20 protein-coding genes and 2 pseudogenes are annotated in these 20,084 nt (G+C 75.3%); 8 read left to right on the forward strand and 14 right to left on the reverse strand.

What is annotated here, in order from left to right; translation table 11 throughout:
• Nucleotides 1-81: 81 nt before the first annotated feature.
• Nucleotides 82-1,314, reverse strand: a complete 1,233-nt coding sequence (locus LPU43_RS27985; RefSeq protein WP_229403549.1) for an MFS transporter — start codon at nt 1,312-1,314, stop codon at nt 82-84.
• A gap of 54 nt (nt 1,315-1,368) precedes the next feature.
• Between LPU43_RS27985 and LPU43_RS27990 the strand changes: the two genes are divergently transcribed.
• The gene (locus tag LPU43_RS27990; RefSeq protein ID WP_229403550.1) at nt 1,369-1,845 is read left to right on the forward strand and encodes a MarR family winged helix-turn-helix transcriptional regulator; all 477 of its coding nucleotides are present in this window, start codon (nt 1,369-1,371) and stop codon (nt 1,843-1,845) included.
• 55 nt (nt 1,846-1,900) lie between these two features.
• Here the strand turns inward: LPU43_RS27990 and LPU43_RS27995 are convergent, their stop codons facing one another.
• The 5 genes from LPU43_RS27995 to LPU43_RS28015 all read right to left on the reverse strand — a co-directional run bounded on the left by LPU43_RS27995 (nt 1,901) and on the right by LPU43_RS28015 (nt 6,734).
• Nucleotides 1,901-3,151 (reverse strand): bifunctional RNase H/acid phosphatase, encoded by a 1,251-nt coding sequence (locus LPU43_RS27995; RefSeq protein WP_229403551.1) that lies wholly within the window; start codon nt 3,149-3,151, stop codon nt 1,901-1,903.
• Between the two features lie 5 nt (nt 3,152-3,156).
• Nucleotides 3,157-3,894 (reverse strand): zinc ribbon domain-containing protein, encoded by a 738-nt coding sequence (locus LPU43_RS28000; RefSeq protein ID WP_229403552.1) that lies wholly within the window; start codon nt 3,892-3,894, stop codon nt 3,157-3,159.
• On the reverse strand, nt 3,884-4,804 hold the full coding sequence (locus tag LPU43_RS28005; RefSeq protein WP_229403553.1) for a Nif3-like dinuclear metal center hexameric protein: 921 nt from the start codon (nt 4,802-4,804) through the stop codon (nt 3,884-3,886). Before LPU43_RS28005 ends, LPU43_RS28000 begins: the two co-directional genes overlap by 11 nt.
• A gap of 101 nt (nt 4,805-4,905) precedes the next feature.
• Nucleotides 4,906-5,508 (reverse strand): flavoprotein, encoded by a 603-nt coding sequence (locus LPU43_RS28010; RefSeq protein WP_229403554.1) that lies wholly within the window; start codon nt 5,506-5,508, stop codon nt 4,906-4,908.
• Complete coding sequence (locus LPU43_RS28015; RefSeq protein ID WP_229403555.1) at nt 5,505-6,734, reverse strand: helix-turn-helix domain-containing protein; 1,230 nt, start codon at nt 6,732-6,734, stop codon at nt 5,505-5,507. The genes LPU43_RS28010 and LPU43_RS28015 overlap by 4 nt, the downstream gene beginning before the upstream one ends.
• Before the next feature lie 248 nt (nt 6,735-6,982).
• On the opposite strand from LPU43_RS28015, the gene LPU43_RS28020 reads away from it, so the two are divergent.
• Nucleotides 6,983-7,654 carry a bifunctional DNA primase/polymerase gene (locus tag LPU43_RS28020; RefSeq protein WP_229403556.1) on the forward strand — a complete coding sequence of 224 codons (672 nt, stop codon included), beginning with the start codon at nt 6,983-6,985 and terminating at the stop codon, nt 7,652-7,654.
• Between the two features lie 732 nt (nt 7,655-8,386).
• Nucleotides 8,387-8,644 (forward strand): DUF3040 domain-containing protein, encoded by a 258-nt coding sequence (locus LPU43_RS28025; protein ID WP_229403557.1) that lies wholly within the window; start codon nt 8,387-8,389, stop codon nt 8,642-8,644.
• 102 nt (nt 8,645-8,746) lie between these two features.
• Here the strand turns inward: LPU43_RS28025 and LPU43_RS28030 are convergent, their stop codons facing one another.
• From LPU43_RS28030 to LPU43_RS28040, 3 genes and pseudogenes are all read right to left on the reverse strand, one after another.
• Nucleotides 8,747-9,715: an SWIM zinc finger family protein gene (locus tag LPU43_RS28030; RefSeq protein ID WP_229403558.1), complete on the reverse strand. Its 969-nt coding sequence runs from the start codon at nt 9,713-9,715 to the stop codon at nt 8,747-8,749.
• Nucleotides 9,712-12,405: pseudogene (locus LPU43_RS28035) on the reverse strand (DEAD/DEAH box helicase); the annotation flags it as partial. The gene LPU43_RS28030 and the pseudogene LPU43_RS28035, both read right to left, overlap by 4 nt.
• A 666-nt stretch (nt 12,406-13,071) precedes the next feature.
• The gene (locus tag LPU43_RS28040; protein ID WP_229403560.1) at nt 13,072-13,593 is read right to left on the reverse strand and encodes a DinB family protein; all 522 of its coding nucleotides are present in this window, start codon (nt 13,591-13,593) and stop codon (nt 13,072-13,074) included.
• Between the two features lie 158 nt (nt 13,594-13,751).
• Here LPU43_RS28040 and LPU43_RS28045 point away from each other — a divergent pair, with 158 nt between their 5' ends.
• Nucleotides 13,752-13,955: a DUF8847 domain-containing protein gene (locus LPU43_RS28045; RefSeq protein WP_229403561.1), complete on the forward strand. Its 204-nt coding sequence runs from the start codon at nt 13,752-13,754 to the stop codon at nt 13,953-13,955.
• Here LPU43_RS28045 and LPU43_RS28050 read toward each other — a convergent pair.
• The 3 genes from LPU43_RS28050 to LPU43_RS28060 form a co-directional block, all read right to left on the reverse strand.
• The gene (locus LPU43_RS28050) at nt 13,928-15,106 is read right to left on the reverse strand and encodes a polysaccharide pyruvyl transferase family protein (protein ID WP_229403562.1); all 1,179 of its coding nucleotides are present in this window, start codon (nt 15,104-15,106) and stop codon (nt 13,928-13,930) included. The two genes, LPU43_RS28045 and LPU43_RS28050, sit on opposite strands and share 28 nt — an antisense overlap.
• A gap of 75 nt (nt 15,107-15,181) precedes the next feature.
• The gene (locus LPU43_RS28055; protein WP_229403563.1) at nt 15,182-15,664 is read right to left on the reverse strand and encodes a GNAT family N-acetyltransferase; all 483 of its coding nucleotides are present in this window, start codon (nt 15,662-15,664) and stop codon (nt 15,182-15,184) included.
• A 398-nt stretch (nt 15,665-16,062) separates the two neighbouring features.
• Nucleotides 16,063-16,860 (reverse strand): alpha/beta fold hydrolase, encoded by a 798-nt coding sequence (locus LPU43_RS28060; RefSeq protein WP_229403572.1) that lies wholly within the window; start codon nt 16,858-16,860, stop codon nt 16,063-16,065.
• A gap of 121 nt (nt 16,861-16,981) precedes the next feature.
• Here LPU43_RS28060 and LPU43_RS28065 point away from each other — a divergent pair, with 121 nt between their 5' ends.
• Genes LPU43_RS28065 through LPU43_RS28080 form a run of 4 tightly spaced genes read left to right on the forward strand, consistent with a single transcriptional unit; the run spans nt 16,982 to nt 19,432 of the window.
• On the forward strand, nt 16,982-17,635 hold the full coding sequence (locus LPU43_RS28065; protein WP_229403564.1) for a hypothetical protein: 654 nt from the start codon (nt 16,982-16,984) through the stop codon (nt 17,633-17,635).
• Nucleotides 17,632-18,072 (forward strand): phosphatase domain-containing protein, encoded by a 441-nt coding sequence (locus tag LPU43_RS28070; RefSeq protein WP_229403565.1) that lies wholly within the window; start codon nt 17,632-17,634, stop codon nt 18,070-18,072. The genes LPU43_RS28065 and LPU43_RS28070 overlap by 4 nt, the downstream gene beginning before the upstream one ends.
• Nucleotides 18,072-18,764, forward strand: coding sequence for a nucleotidyltransferase domain-containing protein (locus tag LPU43_RS28075; RefSeq protein WP_229403566.1), 693 nt, complete (start codon nt 18,072-18,074; stop codon nt 18,762-18,764). The genes LPU43_RS28070 and LPU43_RS28075 overlap by 1 nt, the downstream gene beginning before the upstream one ends.
• Nucleotides 18,761-19,432, forward strand: coding sequence for a hypothetical protein (locus LPU43_RS28080; RefSeq protein WP_229403567.1), 672 nt, complete (start codon nt 18,761-18,763; stop codon nt 19,430-19,432). Before LPU43_RS28075 ends, LPU43_RS28080 begins: the two co-directional genes overlap by 4 nt.
• A gap of 93 nt (nt 19,433-19,525) precedes the next feature.
• Here LPU43_RS28080 and LPU43_RS28085 read toward each other — a convergent pair whose 3' ends face one another.
• Together LPU43_RS28085 and LPU43_RS28090 are read right to left on the reverse strand one after the other, a co-directional pair.
• Nucleotides 19,526-19,672 (reverse strand): hypothetical protein, encoded by a 147-nt coding sequence (locus tag LPU43_RS28085; RefSeq protein ID WP_229403568.1) that lies wholly within the window; start codon nt 19,670-19,672, stop codon nt 19,526-19,528.
• Nucleotides 19,651-20,084, reverse strand: a pseudogene (locus LPU43_RS28090) (hypothetical protein); the annotation flags it as partial. The gene LPU43_RS28085 and the pseudogene LPU43_RS28090, both read right to left, overlap by 22 nt.

The raw sequence follows: 20,084 nt of genomic DNA on the forward strand, positions 1-20,084 counted from the left end.
GCGGGACCGCACAGAAGCGACGGCGGCACCGGGCCAAGCGGGCGGCGCTGAGCCCCGGCGGGGCCGGGCCGGGAGGACGGCTCAGTACGCCTCGCCGACCGGCTCCTCCGGGGCGCGCTCGGCGTCGGCGGCGGCGCGGTTCCACCGGGACCAGAGCACCCGCTCGCCGTAGCCGGCGGCCATCACGTGGGCGAAGGCGAGGTAGACCAGCACGCCGACGGCGAGGACGCCGAAGCCGACCCAGAACGGCAGGGCGAGGCCGTGCTCGGCGAGCTTGCCGGAGATGATCGGGGCGGGCGCGGCGGCGCCCCAGCGGACCAGGTTGAACGCGCCGGTGGCCACCCGGCGGTCGCGGGAGCCGAGGCCGAGCGCCAGGTCGGTGAGGTTGGCGTTGGCCAGGCCCATGAACAGGCCGGAGGCCACGAGCACGACCAGCGACATGGTGGTGCCGGTCGAGGTGGCGAACAGCGCCATGCAGACCAGCAGGCCGGCGATGGCCACGCCGACGGTCTGCACCGCGCCGATGCGGTGGGCGAGCCGGTGGCCGACCACCAGGATGCCGGCGGCCAGGCCGAGGCCCCAGCCGGTGAAGGCCAGGCCCAGCGGTACGACGTCGAGGCCGAGGAAGAGCGGCGTGTAGCCGAGGACCACGAAGAAGACGAAGTTGTACGCGGCGGTGACCACGCAGAGGGTGACGAACGCGGGCCTGCGGTAGGTGGCGAAGATCTGACCGACGCGTACGGGTGCCTGGCGTTGGGCCGGCTCGCGGAGCTTGCGGGCGGCGACGGCCAGGGCGAGCACCATGAACACGCCGCAGGCGAAGAAGGGCAGCCGCCAGCTCACCTGGCCGAGCAGGCCGCCGATCAGCGGGCCGACGGCGAAGCCGAGGCCGAGCGCGGTCTCGAAGAGGCCGACCACCCACTCGCGGTCGTTGGCGAGGTTGACCAGCACCACCATGGCGGTGGCGAAGAACATCGCGTTGCCCAGCCCCCAGACGCCGCGCAGCACGGAGAGCGCGACGATGTCGTTGCTGAGCGAGGCGGCGACGGCGGCCACGCCGACGATCGAGACGCCGGTGATCAGCACGGGCTTGAAGCCGAACCTGCCGCTGGCCAGCGTCGCGGGGATCATCCCGACGGCCATGACCGCGATGTACGCGGTGAACAGCAGCTCGACCTGCCAGGCGGTGACCCCGATGGCCTCGCCGATGGCGGGCAGGATCGGGTCGACCACGGCGATGCCGGCGATGGCGAGGAAGGCCACCAGCGTGGTGGCGTAGATGGCACTGCGGTGGGGCTCGATACGCCGCTCCACTCCGCCTCCCGAAATAGCTGTATCGTACAGTTAATTCGGTTGTATCATACAAACATGAGCGACGACCACCCCACGGGAAGCGAGCCGGACGAGACCGCCCTTGCGCGGATCGAGACCGAGGTGGCGATGCTGATGCGCCTCGGCGAGGCGACCCGCCGGGCCACCGGCACCGCCGAGCACCGGGTGCTGGACCGCGCGGCGTACGTGATCCTGCGGCACCTCGCCGCAGCCGGGCCGCAGAACGTCTCGGCGCTGGCCGCCCGGCTCGACCTCGACGGCTCCACCGTCACCCGGCAGGTCTCGGCCATGCAGCGCGACGGCCTGATCGACCGGGCCCCCGACCCGACCGACGGCCGGGGCACGGTCATCTCCCCCACCCCGGCCGGGCTGCACCGGATGGCCGCCGTGCGGGCGGCCCGCACCCGGCTCTACGGCGACATCCTCGCCGACTGGAGCCCCGGCGACCGTGACACCCTCGCCGAGATGCTCACCCGGCTCAACCGCGCGCTGGAGAACCGCCCCCGCCGCTGACGGCCGGCGACTCCTCCCACCCCACCCCGGAGGCTGCCCCCGCAGGGGGCGGGCGTCAGGGGGTGGGGAGCGGGAGGTGGGCCGTGTCGTTGATCGAGCGGACGGTCACGCCGCCGTCGGCCCAGCGGTCCACCACGGAGATGCCGGCCGGGGCCAGGTGGAGGCGGTGCAGGAAGGCGTCGCCGGCCACCAGAGCGTCGCGCAGCACCAGCTTGATCGGGGAGACGTGCGAGACGACCACGACGGTCTCCCCGGGGTACGCCTTCAGCAGCGCCCCGGTCGCCCGCTCCACCCGGGCGGCGACCTCGGTGAACGACTCCCCGTCCGGCGGGGCCACCCGGGTCGAGGCGAGCCAGGCGTCCATCTCCCCCGGCCAGCCGGAGCGCACCTCGGCGAAGGTCCGCCCCTCCCAGGCCCCGAAGTCGCACTCGACCAGGTTGTCCAGGCGGCGCAGCGGGACGCCGCCGAGCGCGTCGGCGATCGCCTCGGCGGTGGCCGTACACCGGGACAGGGGCGAGGTGACCACGGCCGCGACGGTCGGGGCGAGGGCGGCCACCCGGGCGGCCGTGGCCTTCGCCTGGGCGCGGCCCCGCGCGGAGAGCGGCACGTCGCCCCGGCCGGAGTAGCGGCCCTGCGCGGTGAACTCGGTCTCCCCGTGCCGGACCAGGATCAGCCGGGTGGCCGCGTCGCTCGGGCGCGGCTCCCAGGACGCGGGGACGGTGGCCGGGTCGGAGCCGGCCCCCCGGGTGGCGGCGCGGGCGGCGGCCTCCCGCGCGGCGGCCCGCGCGGGCGAGTCCGGGGCGGCCACCTCGCGCGCCGGCTCGGCGGGAGCGGCAGCGCGCGCAGGACCGGCGGCGGCAGCGCGGCCCGGGGCGGCGGCCCCCGTCGGCCTGCCGGCGGCGGCGTCCATCGCGGCGTTGGCGAGGGCGTCGGCGTGCCGGTTGCGCTCCCGGGGGATCCACTGGAAGCGGACCTTGGCGAAGCGGCCGACCAGGGCGGCGGCCTGCGCGGCGAGCGGGCGCAGGCCGGGGTGCTTGATCTGCCACCGGCCGCACATCTGCTCGACCACGAGCTTGGAGTCCATCCGGGCGTCGACCTCGGCCGCGCCCAGTTCGGCGGCGGCCTCCAGCCCGGCGATCAGCCCCCGGTACTCGGCGACGTTGTTGGTGGCCGTTCCGATCGCCTCGGAGCGCTCGGCGAGGACCTCGCCGCTGGCCGGGTCCCGGACCACCGCGCCGTAGCCGGCCGGGCCGGGGTTGCCCCGGGACCCGCCGTCGGCCTCAATGACGACCGCGCGCACCGCCATCGGGGCTACAGCCCCGGCCCGTTGGTGCGGACCATGATCCGGCTGCACTCCTCGCAGCGGACCACGTCGTCCGGGGCAGCCTTGCGGATGCGGGCCAGGTCGGCGCCGGAGAGCTCCAGGCGGCAGCCGCCGCAGCGGACGCCGGTGAGCGGGGCCGCGCCGAGCCCGGTGTCCTCGCGGATGCGGTCGTAGAGGGTGACCAGGTCGGAGGGGAGGTCGGCGGCGAGCGGCTGGCGGGCGTTCCGCTTGAACTCCTCCTCCTTGGCGATCTCGGCGAGGGCCTCGTCGCGGCGGCGCTCGGTGGCCTCGCGGCGCTCGCGCGCCTCCGCCGCGCGCCGTTCGACGCCGTCGAGGACGCCCTGCGCGGTCTCGCGCTGCTCCATCAGCTCCAGCTCGGCGTCCTCCAGGTCGCTCTGCCGGCGGTTGAGCGAGACCAGCTCGTGCTGGAGCGCCTCCAGCTCCCGGGCGGGGCCGGTGCCGGCGGCGAGCCGGGCCTCGTCCTTGCTCTTGCGGGCCCGGACCTGGTCGACGTCCTTCTCCAGCCGGGCGATGTCCCGGTCCAGGTCGTCGACGGCCACCTGCGCGCGGACCCGCTCGTCCTCCAGGGCGGACAGCTCCCGCGCGAGGGCCTCCAGCTCGGCCCGCTCGGGCAGGGAGCGGCGGCGGTGGGCGAGCTGGGCGAGGGCGGTGTCGATCGCCTGGAGGTCGAGCAGGCGGCGCTGGACCTTCGGGTCAGCCTTCACGTCGGGGCTCCTTGTCGTCCGCGGCGGGGGCGGGATCGGGGTCGGCGGCGGGTGCGGTCACCGGGGCGGTGGCGGCGGGGGCGTGCAGGGTCCAGGGGTCGGTGTCCAGGTCAGACACCGTGGTCTCGACGCCCAGCTCGGCGCGGAGCGCGGCGGCCAGGTCGTCCAGCCAGGGGCGCTCGGTCGCCCAGTGGGCGGCGTCGAGCAGGGCGGGGCCGCCGGCGGCGAGGTGCTCCCCGGCGGGGTGGTGGCGCAGGTCGGCGGTGAGGTAGGCGTCGACGCCGGCCGCGCTCGCCGCGCCGAGGAAGGCGTCCCCCGAGCCGCCGCTGACGGCGAGGGTACGCACCATACGCCCCGGGTCGCCGGCGGCGCGAACCCCCCACGCGGTCGCGGGGAGCACGGCGGCGGCGTGCCGGGTCAGCTCGGCCAGGGTCATCGGGCGGGGCAGCTCGCCGATGCGGCCGATGCCCCGGCCCGCCCCGGCGGCCGGGGAGCCCGGGGCGGGGGCGCGCAGCGGGCGCAGCCCGGTCAGCCCGAAGCGGGCCGCGAGGGCGTCGGAGACGCCGGGGTCGGCCACGTCGGCGTTGGTGTGCGCCACGTACAGCGCCACGTCGGCCTTGATCAACTGGTGCACGATCCGCCCCTTGTACGTGGTCGGGGCGACCGAGGAGACCCCGCGCAGCAGCAGCGGATGGTGGGCGACGATCATGTCCGCCCCGGCGGCGAGGGCCTCGGCGACGGTCTCGGGGACCACGTCGACCACGCAGGCCACCCGGCGCACCTCGGCGGCGGGCTCGCCGAGGACCAGTCCGACCCGGTCCCACTCCTCGGCCCAGGCCGGCGGGTAGCGCCGCTCCAGCGCCGCCACCACGTCGGCCACCGTCGGCGGTGCTGTCGCGGTTGTGCTCACGGCGGGCCAGCTTACCGGCGCTGACCGCGCCGCACGGCCTCGGCCGTGGGCACGGGCCCCCGGCGCAACGGAGTCCGTCACCGGGGGCCCTGCTCCTCTTCTCAGGCGGCGGGGGTGACCGGGCGGCGCCGGTCGCGGAGCGCCGGCAGGACGGCGGCCCAGGGGAAGGCGTGCAGGTGGCGCTCGCCGGAGCCGGGCGGGTGCAGCGGGACGACGTGGTCGCCGAAGAGCACCTCCACCCCCCACTCGGCGAGCCGGGCCAGGCTGGCGCGGAAGGCCGGGTGCCCGGCCATCGCCACGTTGGTGAACGGCACCGCCAGGACCGGCACCCCCTTGCCCTGCGCCTCGACCAGCAGGCCGAGGGCGAGGGTGTCGGTGATCCCGGCCGCCCACTTGTTGACCGTGTTGACCGTGGCCGGGCAGACGATCATCGCGTCGGCGGACGGCAGCACGTCGGGGTCGCCCGGGCCCTTGTAGCGGCTGCGCACCGGGTGGCCGGTCTGCCGGGCCAGCGCCGGCCGGTCGACGAACTTCGCGCCGTCCGGTGTGGTGACCACGCACACGTCCCAGCCGTCCCGCTGGGCCAGCTCGACCAGTCGACCGATGTGGCCGGCCAGCGGCGACCCGCAGGCGATGACGTAGAGCACCTCGCGGCGCTCGCTGCTGCGCTGCGGACCGGGCGTCCCGGCCCCCGTCGCGCTCATACTCCCACTCCCATGTGCTCAGCCAACTCGGCAATCAGCGGCGACGGCGCACCCCGTGTGCGACGCAGGACGTCCGACATCACCGCGTGGGCGATCGGGCGGCAGCGGATCTCCGAGGGCGCGAGCCGGTCGCCCCGCAGCAGCATCTCCCCCGCCCCGGCCACGTCGCCGATCTGGGCCATGCCCCGGGCCAGGTCGAGCAGGTGATGGGCCCGGCGCTCGGGCATCAGGGCGTTGAAGGAGACCGGGACGATGCGCTGCTGGTCGATCTCCACCGCCCGCCCGCCGTCGCCCAGCTCCACGGCGGCGGCGGCCCGGTGCAGCTCGACGTTCGTCGGGCCGAACGAGGTCCAGTAGTGGTTCTGGCCGTCGCCGACCACCCCGGCCGCCTCCTCGGCGCCGCCGATGAGGTCCGCCACGGTGTCGGGGTGGCCGAGCCGGGCGGCGGCCATCGCGCCCTGGAGCAGCAGCATCCCGTACACGGAGAGGCGCTCCGGGGTGGCGTCGTTGGCGCCGCCGGGGGCGAGCTGGTTGGCGATGGTGACGTTGAGCTCCAGGGCGGGGCGGAGCCGACCCATCGAGGCCAACGCGTTGCAGACCCGGGTGGTGGCGATGCCGGCCAGGAGGCGGTCGTCGGCGCGCAGGGCGACCGTCATCGCCCGGTCGGCGGCCAGCCAGGCCAGCTCGCACTCGCCGAGCTTGCGCAGCACCGAGGAGGCGATCTGGTACACCTGGCCGAGGAGCCTGGCCGCCTCCAGGGCGTGGTCGCCGCCGTGGCCGGCGTCGGCGGCCTGGGCGTCGCGCAGCAGCTTCGGCAGCGCCCGGGTGAGCATCGCGTAGCGGCCGTACTGGTAGGTGAGCCAGGCGTGGTTGACCGCCTTGCGCATGTCCGCCAGCGGCGGCGGGAACGGGACCGCGGCGAAGTAGGCGCTCATCGAGTCGTACTGCTCCAGGGCGGCGCGGATCTCCTCGACCTCGACCTGGTCGATGCAGTTGAGCGCGTCGGTGCGGCGCTCCGGATCCTTGCCCAGCAGGAGCTGCACGTCGATCTCGAGGATGTCGGCGATCTCGTAGAGGACGGAGAACTTGTCCAGCCGGCGCACCCCGCGCTCGACCTTGTCCACCCAGCTCTTCGACTTGCCGAGCCGGTCCGCGAAGACCTGTTGGGACATCTTGCGCCGCCCGCGCCAGTAGGCCACCCGCCGGCCAATGGGTAACTCGTCCATCTCCGTGTCCCTCTCCCGCCGTCATCCGGCTGGCCCCCGGCGACGCCCCCTCCGGATGGGGCCGTCGTCCGTTCGTCCTCAGGTCTCCACTGGTCGCACAGCCAGTACGTCAGCCGTCCGGACGATCCTCGTAGCTTCCGTGCAAGTTGCACCAGCCGTTCGCCAGGACAACGACCGCGCATTACGGCAGTGACGGCGCTCGACGTGACCCGGCACCTGGCGGCGCCGGGCGGGAGGAGTTCGTAGGAATGTGGGGGAACGTCGGACCACGGGTCGCACGGCTGTCGCCGCTGGAACGGGTCCGGCTGCGCCGGGTCGCCGTCCGCTACGCCGCACACGGCTGGGAGGTGACCCCCGGGGCGTGCCTGGCACGCAGCCGCTTCGTGTGCGGCCGGGTCGGCTGCCCCACCGTCGGCTGCCACCCGGCCCTGGAGGAGTGGGAGCGGGCGGCGACCGCCGACCCGGCGCGGGTGGCGACCTGGTGGCGCAGCCGCCCGCACGGTGTGCTGCTGGCCACCGGGCGGGCCTTCGACGTCCTGGAGGTGTCGGCCCACCTCGGGCGCGACGTCCTCGACGCGATCGGCACCCACCCGGCCGGGCGCGGGGTGCGCGGGCCGGTGCTGGTGACCCCCACCGGGCGGTGGATGTACCTGGTCCGCCCCGGCGACCCGCTCCGCCCCGAACTGGAGCACTGCTTCCACGTCGTCCGGCACGGCGTCGGCTCGTGGATTCCGGCGCCGCCCACCCGGCTGCCCGAGGGCACGGTGCGCTGGGCGGTCGCCCCGGAGCAGGCGCGTTGGCAGCTCCCGGATTCCTACCTCTTGCAGAACGCGCTGGTCGAGGCGCTGCGGGCGGCCGGCGTGCCGGTCCTCGCCGACCTGTTCCCCGGCCACCTGCCGCTGCCCCGGCGCGGCCGGTGAGCCGTGCTGTCGGGGACCGGACGCGTCGGGGGCAGCGTCCCGGCGCCCCGGGGAATCGTTGACCCGGTGGAGGGCGCGAGCGCGCCACGAGCGGGGGTCTGATGTCCGGGGATGACACGGCGCGCCAGCCCGGCGGCGCCGAACCGCCGCCGTACCACCGCCGGGGGCGACGCTGGCCGCCCACCCGTCCGCCCGGCTCCCGCCCGGGACGCCCCCGCCCGACGGGTTCCCGCCCCGCCGGCACCCGCCGCCCCGCAAGCTGACTCCATTCGATGCCGGGTCGCCCCCGGCGTCGTCACCGCTATCGGCGCGTGCCGCCGCCCCCGACTCCGGGCCGGCTTCGTCATCCATTGTGGACGGGATCCAGGGCCGACGAACGGGCGCGCCTCGGCCGGCCGAGGTCTCCGGGCGCGGGTGGCAGGGCGCGCGCCGCCCCGGCCGGGACCGTCCGGTTCGGCCGTTGCCGGGGGCGGTGTCCGGAGCGGGGCCGGACACGCGCCGATCGGGTACGGGGGCGAGGTTTCGCCCCCGTACCGGCGCTTCGTGCGCCCTTCGGCGGCCTGGGAGGTTCGGGGCCACGGGTGTTGCCGCGCCTGGGCCGACGCCGGGGAAGGCGCCCCGGGCGGGCGGGCCGTCGGGCGGGGGCGAAAGTGGCGGCAGGAGGAGCGCGTGAGCCGCCGCCGCAGCGGGTATGCCGCCGAACCGCTGAACGCGTGAGGGGAAGGCACCGCCATGCTCAGCAAAGAGGATCAGCGCAGGTTCGAACAGATCACCCGTCGGCTCCGGGAGAGCGACCCGGAGTTCTTCGCCCGTCTGGACCACCGGGCCCGGGCCCGCCGCGGCCGGTACCTGATGCTGTTGACCATCGTGCTGTGGGCCTCGCTGCCGGCGGCGACCGTCCTGGCGGGCCGGCTGGCCGGGGCGATCTTCGCGATGGTGCTGCTGGCCAACGCCGCGCTCATGTGGCGCCTGCGTCGGCGCTGGATCTGACCCGTCAGGACTCCCGAGGGCCTGCCTCCGGTCCGACCGTCACGGCCTCCGGGCTTCCGGGGATCCGACCGTCACGGCTGCGGGCGGCCTGCGGTCCGACCGTCACGGCTGCGGCGGTCGACGGTCCGCCTCCGGGCGGTACCGGCCGAACTCCCGGTACGCCGGACCCAGTCGTTCCACCAGGCCGGGCCCGCCGAGCGCGGCGCCCGGGGCACCGAGCTGGCGCAGGAGGAGGTCCGGCCCGGTCGCCAGGCTCGGCGGCCGGTCCGGCAGGGGCACCGGCACCGCCCAGAACCGGTCGACGGCGTCGGCGAGCGGCCCCGCCGGCAACGCGGCGAGCGCCCGCGCGGCGCCCACGGCCGGCAGCACCCGGCCGGTGCCGCCGTCCCGGGCGGAACCCGGCGCGGCGTCCCTCGTGGGCGCGGGCGCGGCGCTTCCGGCTTCGTCTCCGCCGGCATTGGTACGGGCGCGCAGGGCCCGCAGCCGGTCCAGCAGGTCGGCGCGGCGGCGGCCCCGCCAGTGCAGCAGCGCGAACGGGTCCGCGTCGAACGCCTCCGCGAGCAGGTAGAACGTCGCGGCGAGGTGCTTGCACGGCACGGCGTGGTCCGGGCAGCTGCACCGCTGGGTCAGCTCGCCGACCCCGGCCGGGAAGAGGGGCGCGCCCGCCGCGGCGAACAGCTCCTCCAGCTCGGCGGGCAGGTCACCGGCGAGCAGCCGGGCGCTGAAGAACGCCTGCGCGGCCAGCTCCGCCTCGACCCGGTCCCACAGCGCCGCCGGGAACGGCGCCAGCGAGATCGTCACCCGGTACGGCTGAGCCCGCGAGCCCTGCACGCGCGCGGTGACCACGCCGGGCGCGATGTCGAGGTCGAGCACCTGCCCGGCCCGCGCGTACGACCGGCCCCGGGTCAGCCGGGTGCCCAGCGCGAACGACTCCAGCACCTCCAGGAACCGGCGGGACCACCAGGAGTGGCCGATCGCGCCCCGGGTGCTGCGCGCCCGCAACCCGCCCTCCACTCGGCGGGGTGGCCCGTAGTCGGCGAACCGGCCGGTCGCCCCCGGGTCGGCGCTCACTCGACCACCGCCCCGGCCTCCAGGGTGAACAGCTCCCGCAGCCGCGCGGTGGACAGCTCGGTGACCCACTGCTCGCCGGTGCCCACCACGGACGCGGCGAGACTCCGCTTCTCGGCGATCATCGCGGCCACCTTCTCCTCGACCGTGCCCGCGCAGACGAACTTGCGGACCTGCACCCGGCGGCGCTGGCCGATCCGGAACGCCCGGTCGGTGGCCTGGTCCTCGACCGCCGGGTTCCACCACCGGTCGACGTGGACGACGTGGTTGGCGGCGGTGAGGGTGAGCCCCGTGCCACCGGCCTTGAGGGAGAGCACGAACAGCGGTGGCCCCCCGGCCGACTGGAACCGGCTCACCATCGCGTCCCGGTCGGCCTTGCCGACCCCGCCGTGCAGGAAGAGCACCTCGCGGCCGAACCGGGCGGAGAGGTGGCCGCGCAGCATCCCGCCGAACTCGGCGTACTGGGTGAACAGCAGCGCCCGCTCCCCCGCCGCGAGCACCTCGTCGAGGATCTCCTCCAGCCGGGCGAGCTTGCCGGAGCGCCCGGGCAACGCGGAGCCGTCGCGCAGGAGCTGGGCGGGGTGGTTGCAGACCTGCTTGAGCCGGGTCATCGCCGACAGCACCAGGCCCCGGCGCTCGATGCCCTCACTGGACTCGATGCGGGCCAGCATGTCGTCCACCACCGCCTGGTAGAGCGACGCCTGCTCGGCGGTGAGGTTGCAGAGCACCTCCATCTCCAGCTTCTCGGGCAGGTCGGAGATGATCGACGAGTCGGTCTTGAGGCGGCGCAGCACGAACGGGCCGGTCATCCGGCGCAGCCGCTCGGCGGCCTCGGCGTCGCCGTGCCGCTCGATCGGCTCGGCGTACGCCTTCTTGAAGCTGGCGGCCGGGCCGAGCAGCCCGGGGTTGGCGAACTGCATGATGGACCACAGGTCGGCGAGCCGGTTCTCCACCGGCGTGCCGGTGACCGCGATCCGGTGCCGGGCGGGCAGCGACCGCACGGCCTCCGCCTGCCGGGTCGAGGCGTTCTTGATCGCCTGCGCCTCGTCCACCACCACCCGGTGCCAGTCGATCCCCGCGAGGTCGACGGCGTCGCGGGCGGCCACCGAGTAGGTGGTGAGGACCAGGTCCGCCGCGTGCACGGCCGCCGCGAAGTCGTCGCCGCGCGCCCGCTCGGCCCCGTGGTGCACGTGTACGCGCAGCTTCGGGGTGAACCGGGCCGCCTCCCGCTGCCAGTTGCCGACCAGCGACATCGGGCAGACCAGCAGGGTCGGCCCGGCCTCCGGCGGGTCCCCGGCGAGCAGGGCGAGCAACTGCACCGTCTTGCCCAGCCCCATGTCGTCGGCGAGCACCCCGCCCAGGCCGAGCGACTGGAGGAAGGCCAGCCAGGCCAGCCCGCGCCGCTGGTACGGCCGCAGCGTCCCGGCGAAGGCGGGCGGCGGGTCCAGCGGGGTGAGGCGACGCTCGGCCTGCCCGGCGAGCAGGTCGCCGAGCGCCCCGTCGGCCGTCACCTCCAGCACGGGCAGCGCGTCGTCGGAGTCCGCCTCGGCGAGCCCGAGCCGGAGCAGGTCGGCGACGGTCAGCTCGCCGGCCGAGCGCAGCAGCCGCAGCCCGGCGGCGAGCCGCCCCGGGTCCAGCTCCACCCAGCGCCCGCGCAGCCGGACCAGCGGGGTCTTCAGCTCCGCCAGCGCCGCCAGTTCCTCGGCGGTCAGCGGCTCGTCGCCGAGCGCCACCTCCCACCGGTAGTCGACCAGGGCGTCCAGGCCCAGGGCGCTCGCGGCGGCCACCGTCCCCGGGGCGGTACGGCTGCGCGCCTGCAACCTCGCCCCCAACCGCGCCGACGGCCGTCGCCACCAACCCGGCAGCAGCACCCCGAAGCCGGCGGCGTGCAGCACCGGCGCACCCTCCCGCAGGAAGCGGTGCGCGCCCTCGACGTCCAGCTCCAGCGCCTCGGGGGCGGCCGTGCGTAGGGCGGCGTCCAGCTCCGGCCAGAGTCGGCTGGCCCGGCCCAGCTCGGCGAGGAGGGTCTCCTGCGGGGCGTCCAGCCGGCCGCCGAGCCCCGTCTCGCTCGTCGGGGACCGCCAGACCTGCCCGGCGTCGACCAGCAGGCTCGGCTCGTCGGCGGCCTGGAGCCCGAACTCGACCCGCCAGCGGGCGGCGTCGCCCGGGGCGGCCTCCTGCCCGTCGGAGGCGGCCGGGACGACGCCCCGCTCGGCGGCCGGGGCATCGGAGGCTACCGGCGCGATGCCCAGCTCGGCGGCCAGGGCATCGGGGGCGGCCGGGGCGACGCCCAGCTCGGCGGTCAGGGCGTCGGCGAGCGGGTCGACGGCCGGCTCCACGAGGCGGAAGCTGGCCCGGACCGCGCCGCCGGCCGCGTCGCGCTGCCAGGCGTCCAGCTCGGCGGCCAGCGCGTCGAGGGCGGCCGGGTCGGCGGCGAACCCGCCGTCCGGCCCGGTCAGCGCGGCCAGCCAGGCCGGCACCGCGCCGGTGTGCCGCCCGGCCCGGGTCAGCGCGCCGGGGGGCAGGGCGGCGCGGGCGGCGGCGTCGGTGAGCGCGTCGAGGGCGGCGGCGACCAGCTCGCCGGGCGGCAGGTCGGCGGCGGCGCGGGCGGCCGGCGGCAACGCCAGGGCCAGCGACCGCGCCCAGGCCGCGTCGGAGCCGGTGAGCAGGGGTCGCCACACCGCCCGCGCCGCGCCACCCCGCGCCGGGCGGGCCTGCCGGGCCGGGCGGGCCGCGCGGGCGGCGGGCGGGGCGTCGGCCGGGAGGAAGGACGTCGGCCGGGGCGCGGGGGCCGGGGCGACGCCGGGCAGGAGCCGGCCGCGGCGGACCAGGTCGGCCGCGAACCCGGCCAGCTCGACCAGGTGCCGCAGGGTGGCACCGGACACGCTGCCGCGCTCGTCTGCGGCGGTCAGCAGCGCGAGCGCGTCCGCCGGGGCGTACCGGAGGGCCGGGGCCCGCCAGCCGGCGAGGGTGACCGGCCCACGGACCGGTTCGGCGACGTCGGCCCGGACCAGCTCCGGCGACTCGGCCGGCGAGCCCGCCCGGGTGGGCAGGCGCAGCAGCACCGACCCGGCCTCGGCGGTCTCCGGGGCGTCGAGGGCGGCGGCCAGCGTGGCGTGGTCGGCGGCGAACGGGTGGGGGCGCTCGCGGGGCGCGCGGCCGGGCCGGCGGGGCGCCCGGGGCGGCAGGGTGCTGTCCTCCGCCCAGACGGCGAGGCCCGCGCCGGGCAGCCACGACCCGTGGACGACCAGCACCCGCTCCCCCTCCGCCCGGCGACACCCGAGGATAGCCGGGCCGCCGGGCCGGTCCCCGGCGGTCGGGCCGGGCGCGTCCCGGTTCGGCCGCGACCGGGGCGCGGGTCAGATCGCGCCGGTCGAGCCGTCCGTGAGTTCCCGCAGGATGTCGGCGTGGCCGGCGTGCCGGGCGGTCTCCTCGACCATGTGCGTCAGGATCCAGCGCAGCGAGACCTCGCCGAGCTGCGGATGTGGCACCACGTGGTCGAGGTCGAAGCGGGCCGCGATCTCCCGGGACCGGACGCAGGCCCGCTCGTAGTCGATCACGAGGGATTCGACGGTGTCGGAGTCGTCGAGGGCGAAGCTCGCCTCGGCCTCTTCCTCGCTGGTCATGTACGCGTCGCCGGGCTCCGGGGCGAGCAGGAAGGGAAACCAGTTCCGCTCGACCAGCGTGAGGTGCTTCACCAGGCCGGCGAGGGTGGTGAGGGAGGGCACCAACCGGCGCCGCGCGTCGGCGTCGGAGAGGCCGGCCAGCTTGCGCGACACGGTGGCGCGGTGGAAGTCGAGGAAGGATTCGAGCACGGCACGCTCGTCGCCGGTGCGGGCCAGCACCGGCCCGAGGGTGGGGTCGATCGGGATCTCCGCCATCCCCGGACCCTAGCCGCCGGACCCGTTCGCGGCAGGCCCGCCCCGACGGCGGATTCCGGTGGGGTCGGCCCCGCTGGAGGAGACGACCGTCGTCCCGAGCTGGGCGCGGGTACGGCTATCTCCTGCCCGGGGGTCGGTCGCCGGGGCAGGATGGGCCCATGGCATCAACGGTAGAGATCCCGCTGGCGGGCGGGGCCGCCGACGGGCGGACGGTGACGGTCGAGCTGGACAGCAACGGCCGGCCGCCGCTGACCCACCACCATCTCGGCGAGCGCGGGCTGGCCGAGGCCGAGGTCTACGAGCTGGAGTCGACCGGCGGGGACCAGGGGTGGGTCTACCGGTGGCGGAGGTCGGCCGTCTGACCGGGCGCGGCGGCCCGGGTCAGGGTCCGGGAGCGCAGGCTCTCCAGCACCGCGCCCGTCACCTGCGAGGTTCCCCGGGCCTGGTCGCAGACCTCGGCAACCCGGCGGGCGGTCTCCCCGGCGCGGGCGGCCCGCTCGTCCCACAGCCGGTCGACCTCCGCCAGCAACGGCCCCTCCACCTCGCGCTCCACGCCCCGCAGCGCCGGCACGCCGAGCCGTTGGGCGAGGTCGAAGACCTTCCCGGCGTACGGCAGCGGCAGGAACGGTGTGCCGACCATCGCGGCGAAGATCAGGAAGTGCAGCCGCATGCCGACGGCGAGGTCGAAGTGGCGCATCAGCCCGAGCACCTGCCGGGGCGAGTAGTCGCCGTGCAGGATGCGACCCCGGTCGGCGGCGGTCATGTGCGACATGACGCCGTGCGAGTGCCGGATGTCGTCGCGCTCCATCGGCACGAACAGCACGTACGCGTCGATGCGGTGGATGAGGAAGTCGGCGATCTGGGCGATCAACCGGTGGTAGCCGTCGACGTCGAGCCGTTCGGCGGCCCGGCCCGGCTCGCGGACGCTGAGCCCGACGAGCCGCCGGCCGGCCGGCACCCCCTCCTCGCGCAGGAACCGGTCGGGGAACTCCTCGGGCGTGAGCAGGAACGCCGGGTCGGCGGTCACGGTGATCGGGTTGAGCAGCCCGGCCTCCTCCAGCACCATCCGGGACTCCTGGTCCCGCACGGTCACCTCGACCGCCCCGGCCAGGGTTTCCCGCACCATCCCCGTGTCCACGGCGTCGCTGAGGGGCCCCACCCCCACCGCGTACGTGAGCAGGGGCAGGCCGCGCTCCTGGGCGACCCGGACCACCCGCAGGTAGCGGCGGGCCTCCCGGTCGTAGAGGATGCCGCCGCCACCGAGGATCAGCAGGTCCAGCTCGGCCAGGATCTGGGCCGAGTCGACCCGGCTCACCCCCTCCCAGGGCACCGCCTCGACGTCCGGGTGGGCCTGGGCGGTGTGTGCCGGGTTGCGGGAGAAGACGACGATCCGGGCGTGCGGCTCGTGGGAGCGCAGGTCGGCCAGCAGGCCGGTCAGGATCGCCTCGTCACCGAGGTTGCGCCCGCCGTACGAGCCGAGCACGCCGATGGTCGGGCCGGTGCCGTCCCTCATTCGCCTCGCTCCTCCCGCAGGGAAAGCGTTCCGGGCGGGTTTCCCGCTCGCCCCGGGGGCACACCTGGGGGCGGGTCAGCGCGGCGACGGGGCGATCGGCTTGCTCATCTGCTGCGTCTTGACCTCGAAGCCCAGGCTCTCGTACAGCCGGCGCGCCACGGTGTTGTGGCCGAAGACGTTCAGCCCGAGCCGACCCACGCCGAGTCGGGCGAGTTCGGCCTCGGCGAGTTCCATCATCCGGCGACCGTGCCCGCGTCCCCGGTGGGCGGGATGCACCTCGATGTTGTGGACCCACGCCATCGTCGGCTGCTCGGGACCGGGCAGGGTCACCCAGATCCAGCCGACCTCCTCGCCGTCGGCTTCGGCGACCCGCAGCAAAACACCGGGGGTGGTCACACCGTCGGGCAGCAGCCGGGCGACCTGCCGCAGCGACTCGGCCTGCCCCTCCTCCGGGGACAGGCCCCTGGCCTCGGCCAGGTCCTCGCCGTACGCCTGCTCGAGCGGCACCCGCAGGCGGGCGAGCTGGTCGGCGGTCATGGGGGTCAGGGTGAGCGGCACGGCGACTCCTCGGGGGCAGGCCGCCGTCGGCCGCGCGGCACCTCCGCAGCCCGCGCTGCGGGTGACGCCAGCGACGAGGCGGGACACCAGGGCGGAATCCACCCGGTCGGCGTCGGGGGCCGGCGTCGACCGAGGTGGCGGGCGGGTCGAGCAGCAACCCGCCCCCGGCATGGTGCAGCAGGGCGGGCGAACGCGCCAGCGGTAATCCGGCGGCCACGTGGCACGCGGGCCAGGGTCGGATCGCCGAGTCAGGCCGGCTGGTCGGGGCGGGATCAGGTCGGCTGCTGGCGGCTCAGGTCGGCTCGCGGGGTCGGCCCGGCTGCTCGCTGCGGGGTCAGGCCGGCTGCTCGCGGGGGCTCAGGCCGGCTCGCGGGGTCGGGCCGGCTGCTCGCGGAGGCTCAGGTCGGCTCGCGGACCTGGGTGGTGAGGAACGGGAGCACCACCGCCGGTAGCGCCGGCGAGGCGAGGATGTCGTAGTGGGTGAGGCCGGGCAGCACCGCCAGCCGGGACGCGGGACGGTTCGTGCCGTCCCAGCCCGCATCGCGGTGGCCGCCCCCGAGCAGCCCGAAGAACTCCGCCACGTGGCCCGTCGGCACCGAGTCGGCGTCGGCGAAGACCAGCAGCGTCGGCGCGGCGAGGGCCGCCACCTGCGCCGACCAGTCGTAGTCGCGGCGCAGCAGGTCGCCCGACTTGGCCCAGAGCGCCGGCCACGCGTCCGGGTCCGGCGCGATCCGGGCGTACCGCTCGTGCGGCGGGGTGCCCCGCATCCGCTCGCCGGTCTGCTCGTCGTGGGCGGCCATCGCCGCCAGCACCTCCGGGTACCACCCTCGCCGGCGGAACGGGGCGGAAACCACCACCAGCCGGCGCACCACCTCCGGGTGCTGGACGGCCAGCCGCAGGGCCACGCCGCCGCCCAGCGAGTAGCCCAGCACGTCGGTCTCGCCGAGGTCGAGGTGGCGGATCAGCGCGGCGACGTCGTCGGCCATCGACTCGTACCGCAGTGGACGGTCGACGTCGGGGGTGCGCCCGTGGCCCTGGAGGTCGACCCCGACGACCCGGCGGCGCTCGGCGAGGGCGGGCAGAATCGACGCGAACGTCTCCACCGCGCCGTACCCGCCGTGCAGCAGCACCAGCGGGCGGCCGGCGCCGTGGACCTCGTACCACAGCCGCAGGCCGTTGACCTCCGCGTAACCCACCCCCGTCACCTCCCGCTCTGGTTCACCCATTCCACACCAGCCGTACGAGTTCCGGCGGTCGACGCCGAAGCACGGCTCCTGCGATATCGTGCGCCGACTCTCGGGAGAAGGAAGCGCGAACATGACGAGAACCGGGCCAGGCGACGGCGCATCCCACGCCGCGAGGGCCGGCGCGCTCATCCTGGCCGTCCTGCTGGGGACGACCGGATGTTCCCGTCCCGGGGACACCGTCGCGCCTCGGGATCCCGCCGGCACCGCGCCCAGCCCCGGCGCCGCGCCCACGCGGCTCGACAAACCCGACACGCTGTTCGACGGCTGGCAGGAGTCGGTCGACCGACGACTCATCGGCCTGGCTGACCAGAACATGGGGGCCTTCAAGAAGTACCTGACGGGTGAGGCGACCAGCGCCGTGGGCACCGCCTACGTCGCGAGGAAGGAGGAACGCTCACCGGAACTCGGGGTGCACCGCCCCGACGACAGCCGTTTCGTCCTCCTCAGCGGGGTCTCGGGCACCGTTCCCGCCCCGGAGGCGATTCTCGACGCGGTGTTCGCCGGTCTGACAGCCGTCACCGATGTGGTGCCGGTCCAGCCAGGCCCGCTCGGCGGCGTGGCGCGCTGCGGCACCGGCAAGAACAAGGCCATCCGCGTGGACGTCTGCGCCTGGGCCGGCCCGCAGACAATCGGCATGATCCACTTTACTGGCTTCGCCCGAAGCGACCAGCCGGACCAGATGTTCAGGCAGATCCGCTCGCAGATGGAGCACCCAGCGCGATGAGCTTCCCCGACACCGCTCTCCCCCGTGCCGTTCTCGTCGACATCGACGGCACCCTCGCCCTGCGCACGGGCACCCGCAGCCCCTTCCACTGGGCCCGGGTCGGGGAGGACGACCCGAACCCGGCCGTCATCGAACTCGTACGGACCATCGCCGTTGCCGGCCTGCACCGCATCGTCCTACTGTCGGGCCGCGACGAGGTGTGCCGCTGGCAGACCGAGATGTGGCTCGACGCCCAGCAGATCCCCTACGACGAGCTGCACATGCGCGCCCGCAACGACAACCGCAAGGACTTCGTCGTCAAGGCCGAGCTGTACCGCGCCCACGTCGAGGGCCGGTACACGGTGGCGTTCGTCGTCGACGACCGCGACCAGGTCGTCAGGATGTGGCGGCACAAGCTGGGGCTCACCTGCCTCCAGGTCGCGGAGGGCGACTTCTGATGGGCGTACCCAACCTGCTGCTGTGCGGGATCGTCGGCTCCACCGCGTACGGGCTCGCCGGCCCCGGCTCCGACCGCGACCACCTCGGCGTCTACGCCGCGCCCACGGTCGCGTTCCACGGCCTCAACCCGCCCACCGGCCGGGAGGCCACCGTCGTCCGCCACGACCCGGACGCCACCTACCACGAGGCGGCGAAGGCGGCCACGCTCATCCTCGGCGGCAACCCCACCGCCACCGAGATCCTGTGGCTGCCGGACGACCTCTACGAGGTGCGTACCCCGCTCGGCGACGAGATGATCGGCCTCCGCCGGGCCTTCCTGTCCGCGCCGCGCGTCCGCGACGCCTACTTCGGGTATGCGACGTCGCAGTTCAAGCGGCTGCTCAGCACCGGCCAGTTCCAGTCGAAGATGCGCAAGCGGCAGGCCAAGCACGGCCGTCACCTGCTGCGCCTGCTCGATCAGGGCTTCGCCCTCTACTCCACCGGCGAGCTTCCGATCCGGCTCGCCGACCCGCAGCGGTACCTCGACTTCGGCAACGCGGTCGCCGAGGACCCGGAGGTGGCGCGCCCGGCGCTCGCCGACGCGCAGGCCCGGTTCGATTCCGTCCGGTCCGCGCTGCCCGACGAGCCGGATCGGGCGGCCGTCGAGGCATGGCTGCTGCGGGTACGTCGTGCCTACCTGGATCCGCCGTGACCCTGGCCGAGCTGCCCCACGGCACGCACCGGCTCCGCACTCGTCTTCGGCCGAGGCCACCTAGCGGTGCCGGGGCCCTCCGGTCGGGGTCGCTGCCAAGATTGCTCGCCCGCCACGACGGCCAGCCGTGCGGCCAGGTGTCGGGCCAGTCGTCGGTCTGTCTGGTGAGCGCGTCGTCGGGCGCATTGGTCGCCCTCGACCTCGTCGACTGGGCGCACCTCCGCTCCAGTACGTGCGACAACTCGCTGGAGGTGCCGATACAGGTGCGGCGCCTGGCCGAGGAGGTCGACGGCGACCCGAGCAGGTGGGCTGACAGGTTGCACCAGTTGGTTATCCACGAGCATTCCGGCTGCATCGTGCAGAGCGCCGAGTTCGTGGTGCCGTTTCTGGTGGGCCTGTGTCGGTCCGATCGACCTGCGGTCGTGCGCGAGTCGCTGTTGTTGCTGGCCGACCTGACCATCGAGCCGTTCCACACGGAGGTTGCGGCAGGTAATTCGGGAATGTATGAGCGGACGCAGAGTGCGATCCGGGCGGGGTACGGAACCTTCGTGCGGTTGCTTGACGCGGCGGACCGGAAGACCCGGCAGGCAGCCTCGGATCTACTGTCCCGCTTGAACAATGACGGCGATGACGTTGTCGGGGTGGTTCAAGGCCGCACTGGCGAGTAGCCACGCGTCGAGAGGCACCCCATCCTGCGTCTCGGGGTGGGGTGCCTCTCGCTGCGGTGGCTGACGCAGATTTTCGTGTCTCGACCGGCTCCGTCAATCCTTGTTGAGGTTGACGATCACACCCTGATCCGCGCAGGCCGTCTGCAACCCCGCCATGTGGGTGCCCATCGGCCCCATGAACGCCAGGGCGCCCATCTCCTGTCCCTTGGGAAGCTGACTCACCTGCCACACGACGTCCATGAGGGCGGTGCGTGCTCGCGGATCTTGTCGTGCCGCGAGTCCTCGAACACCTTCCGCGCTTCCCGGTACTGCGCCTCGGTCAGCTTGTCGTCGTCGCTCTCGTCCTTGGTGCCGTCGGGGCTCTTGCCGTCCCGCATCGCCTTGCAGGCGGCCACCCCCGTGTCTTCCCTGATGTAGCCGTCCCACACGACGTAGCCGAGGGTGCCGACGGCGAGGACACCGACGGCTGCGGCGGCGGCGATGATGAGCGGCTTACGGTTCGGTGTGGCCGGCGGGGCGGGGACAGCGGTGAACGCGCCCGGCTGCGGCAGGTAGGGCTGCCCGTCGCCGCCCGGCCACGGCTGCTGCGGCGGGGCAGCCGGGCTGGGGTTGTTGGGGCCGGCGGGAGGCTGCGGGTAGGTCACGGGTTCTC

Origin of the sequence: Micromonospora okii (genome assembly GCF_020884795.1) — a bacterium.
Classification (GTDB): domain Bacteria; phylum Actinomycetota; class Actinomycetes; order Mycobacteriales; family Micromonosporaceae; genus Micromonospora; species Micromonospora okii.

Excerpts from the sequence above, each read along its gene's own strand:
- LPU43_RS27990 (WP_229403550.1), top strand. The coding sequence starts at position 1,369 with ATGAGCGACGACCACCCCACGGGAAGCGAGCCGGACGAGACCGCCCTT.
- LPU43_RS27995 (WP_229403551.1), bottom strand. The coding sequence starts at position 3,151 with ATGGCGGTGCGCGCGGTCGTCATTGAGGCCGACGGCGGGTCCCGGGGC.
- LPU43_RS28010 (WP_229403554.1), bottom strand. The coding sequence starts at position 5,508 with ATGAGCGCGACGGGGGCCGGGACGCCCGGTCCGCAGCGCAGCAGCGAG.
- LPU43_RS28015 (WP_229403555.1), bottom strand. The coding sequence starts at position 6,734 with ATGGACGAGTTACCCATTGGCCGGCGGGTGGCCTACTGGCGCGGGCGG.
- LPU43_RS28020 (WP_229403556.1), top strand. The coding sequence starts at position 6,983 with ATGTGGGGGAACGTCGGACCACGGGTCGCACGGCTGTCGCCGCTGGAA.
- LPU43_RS28025 (WP_229403557.1), top strand. The coding sequence starts at position 8,387 with ATGCTCAGCAAAGAGGATCAGCGCAGGTTCGAACAGATCACCCGTCGG.
- LPU43_RS28040 (WP_229403560.1), bottom strand. The coding sequence starts at position 13,593 with ATGGCGGAGATCCCGATCGACCCCACCCTCGGGCCGGTGCTGGCCCGC.
- LPU43_RS28045 (WP_229403561.1), top strand. The coding sequence starts at position 13,752 with ATGGCATCAACGGTAGAGATCCCGCTGGCGGGCGGGGCCGCCGACGGG.
- LPU43_RS28050 (WP_229403562.1), bottom strand. The coding sequence starts at position 15,106 with ATGAGGGACGGCACCGGCCCGACCATCGGCGTGCTCGGCTCGTACGGC.
- LPU43_RS28065 (WP_229403564.1), top strand. The coding sequence starts at position 16,982 with ATGACGAGAACCGGGCCAGGCGACGGCGCATCCCACGCCGCGAGGGCC.
- LPU43_RS28070 (WP_229403565.1), top strand. The coding sequence starts at position 17,632 with ATGAGCTTCCCCGACACCGCTCTCCCCCGTGCCGTTCTCGTCGACATC.
- LPU43_RS28075 (WP_229403566.1), top strand. The coding sequence starts at position 18,072 with ATGGGCGTACCCAACCTGCTGCTGTGCGGGATCGTCGGCTCCACCGCG.
- LPU43_RS28085 (WP_229403568.1), bottom strand. The coding sequence starts at position 19,672 with ATGGACGTCGTGTGGCAGGTGAGTCAGCTTCCCAAGGGACAGGAGATG.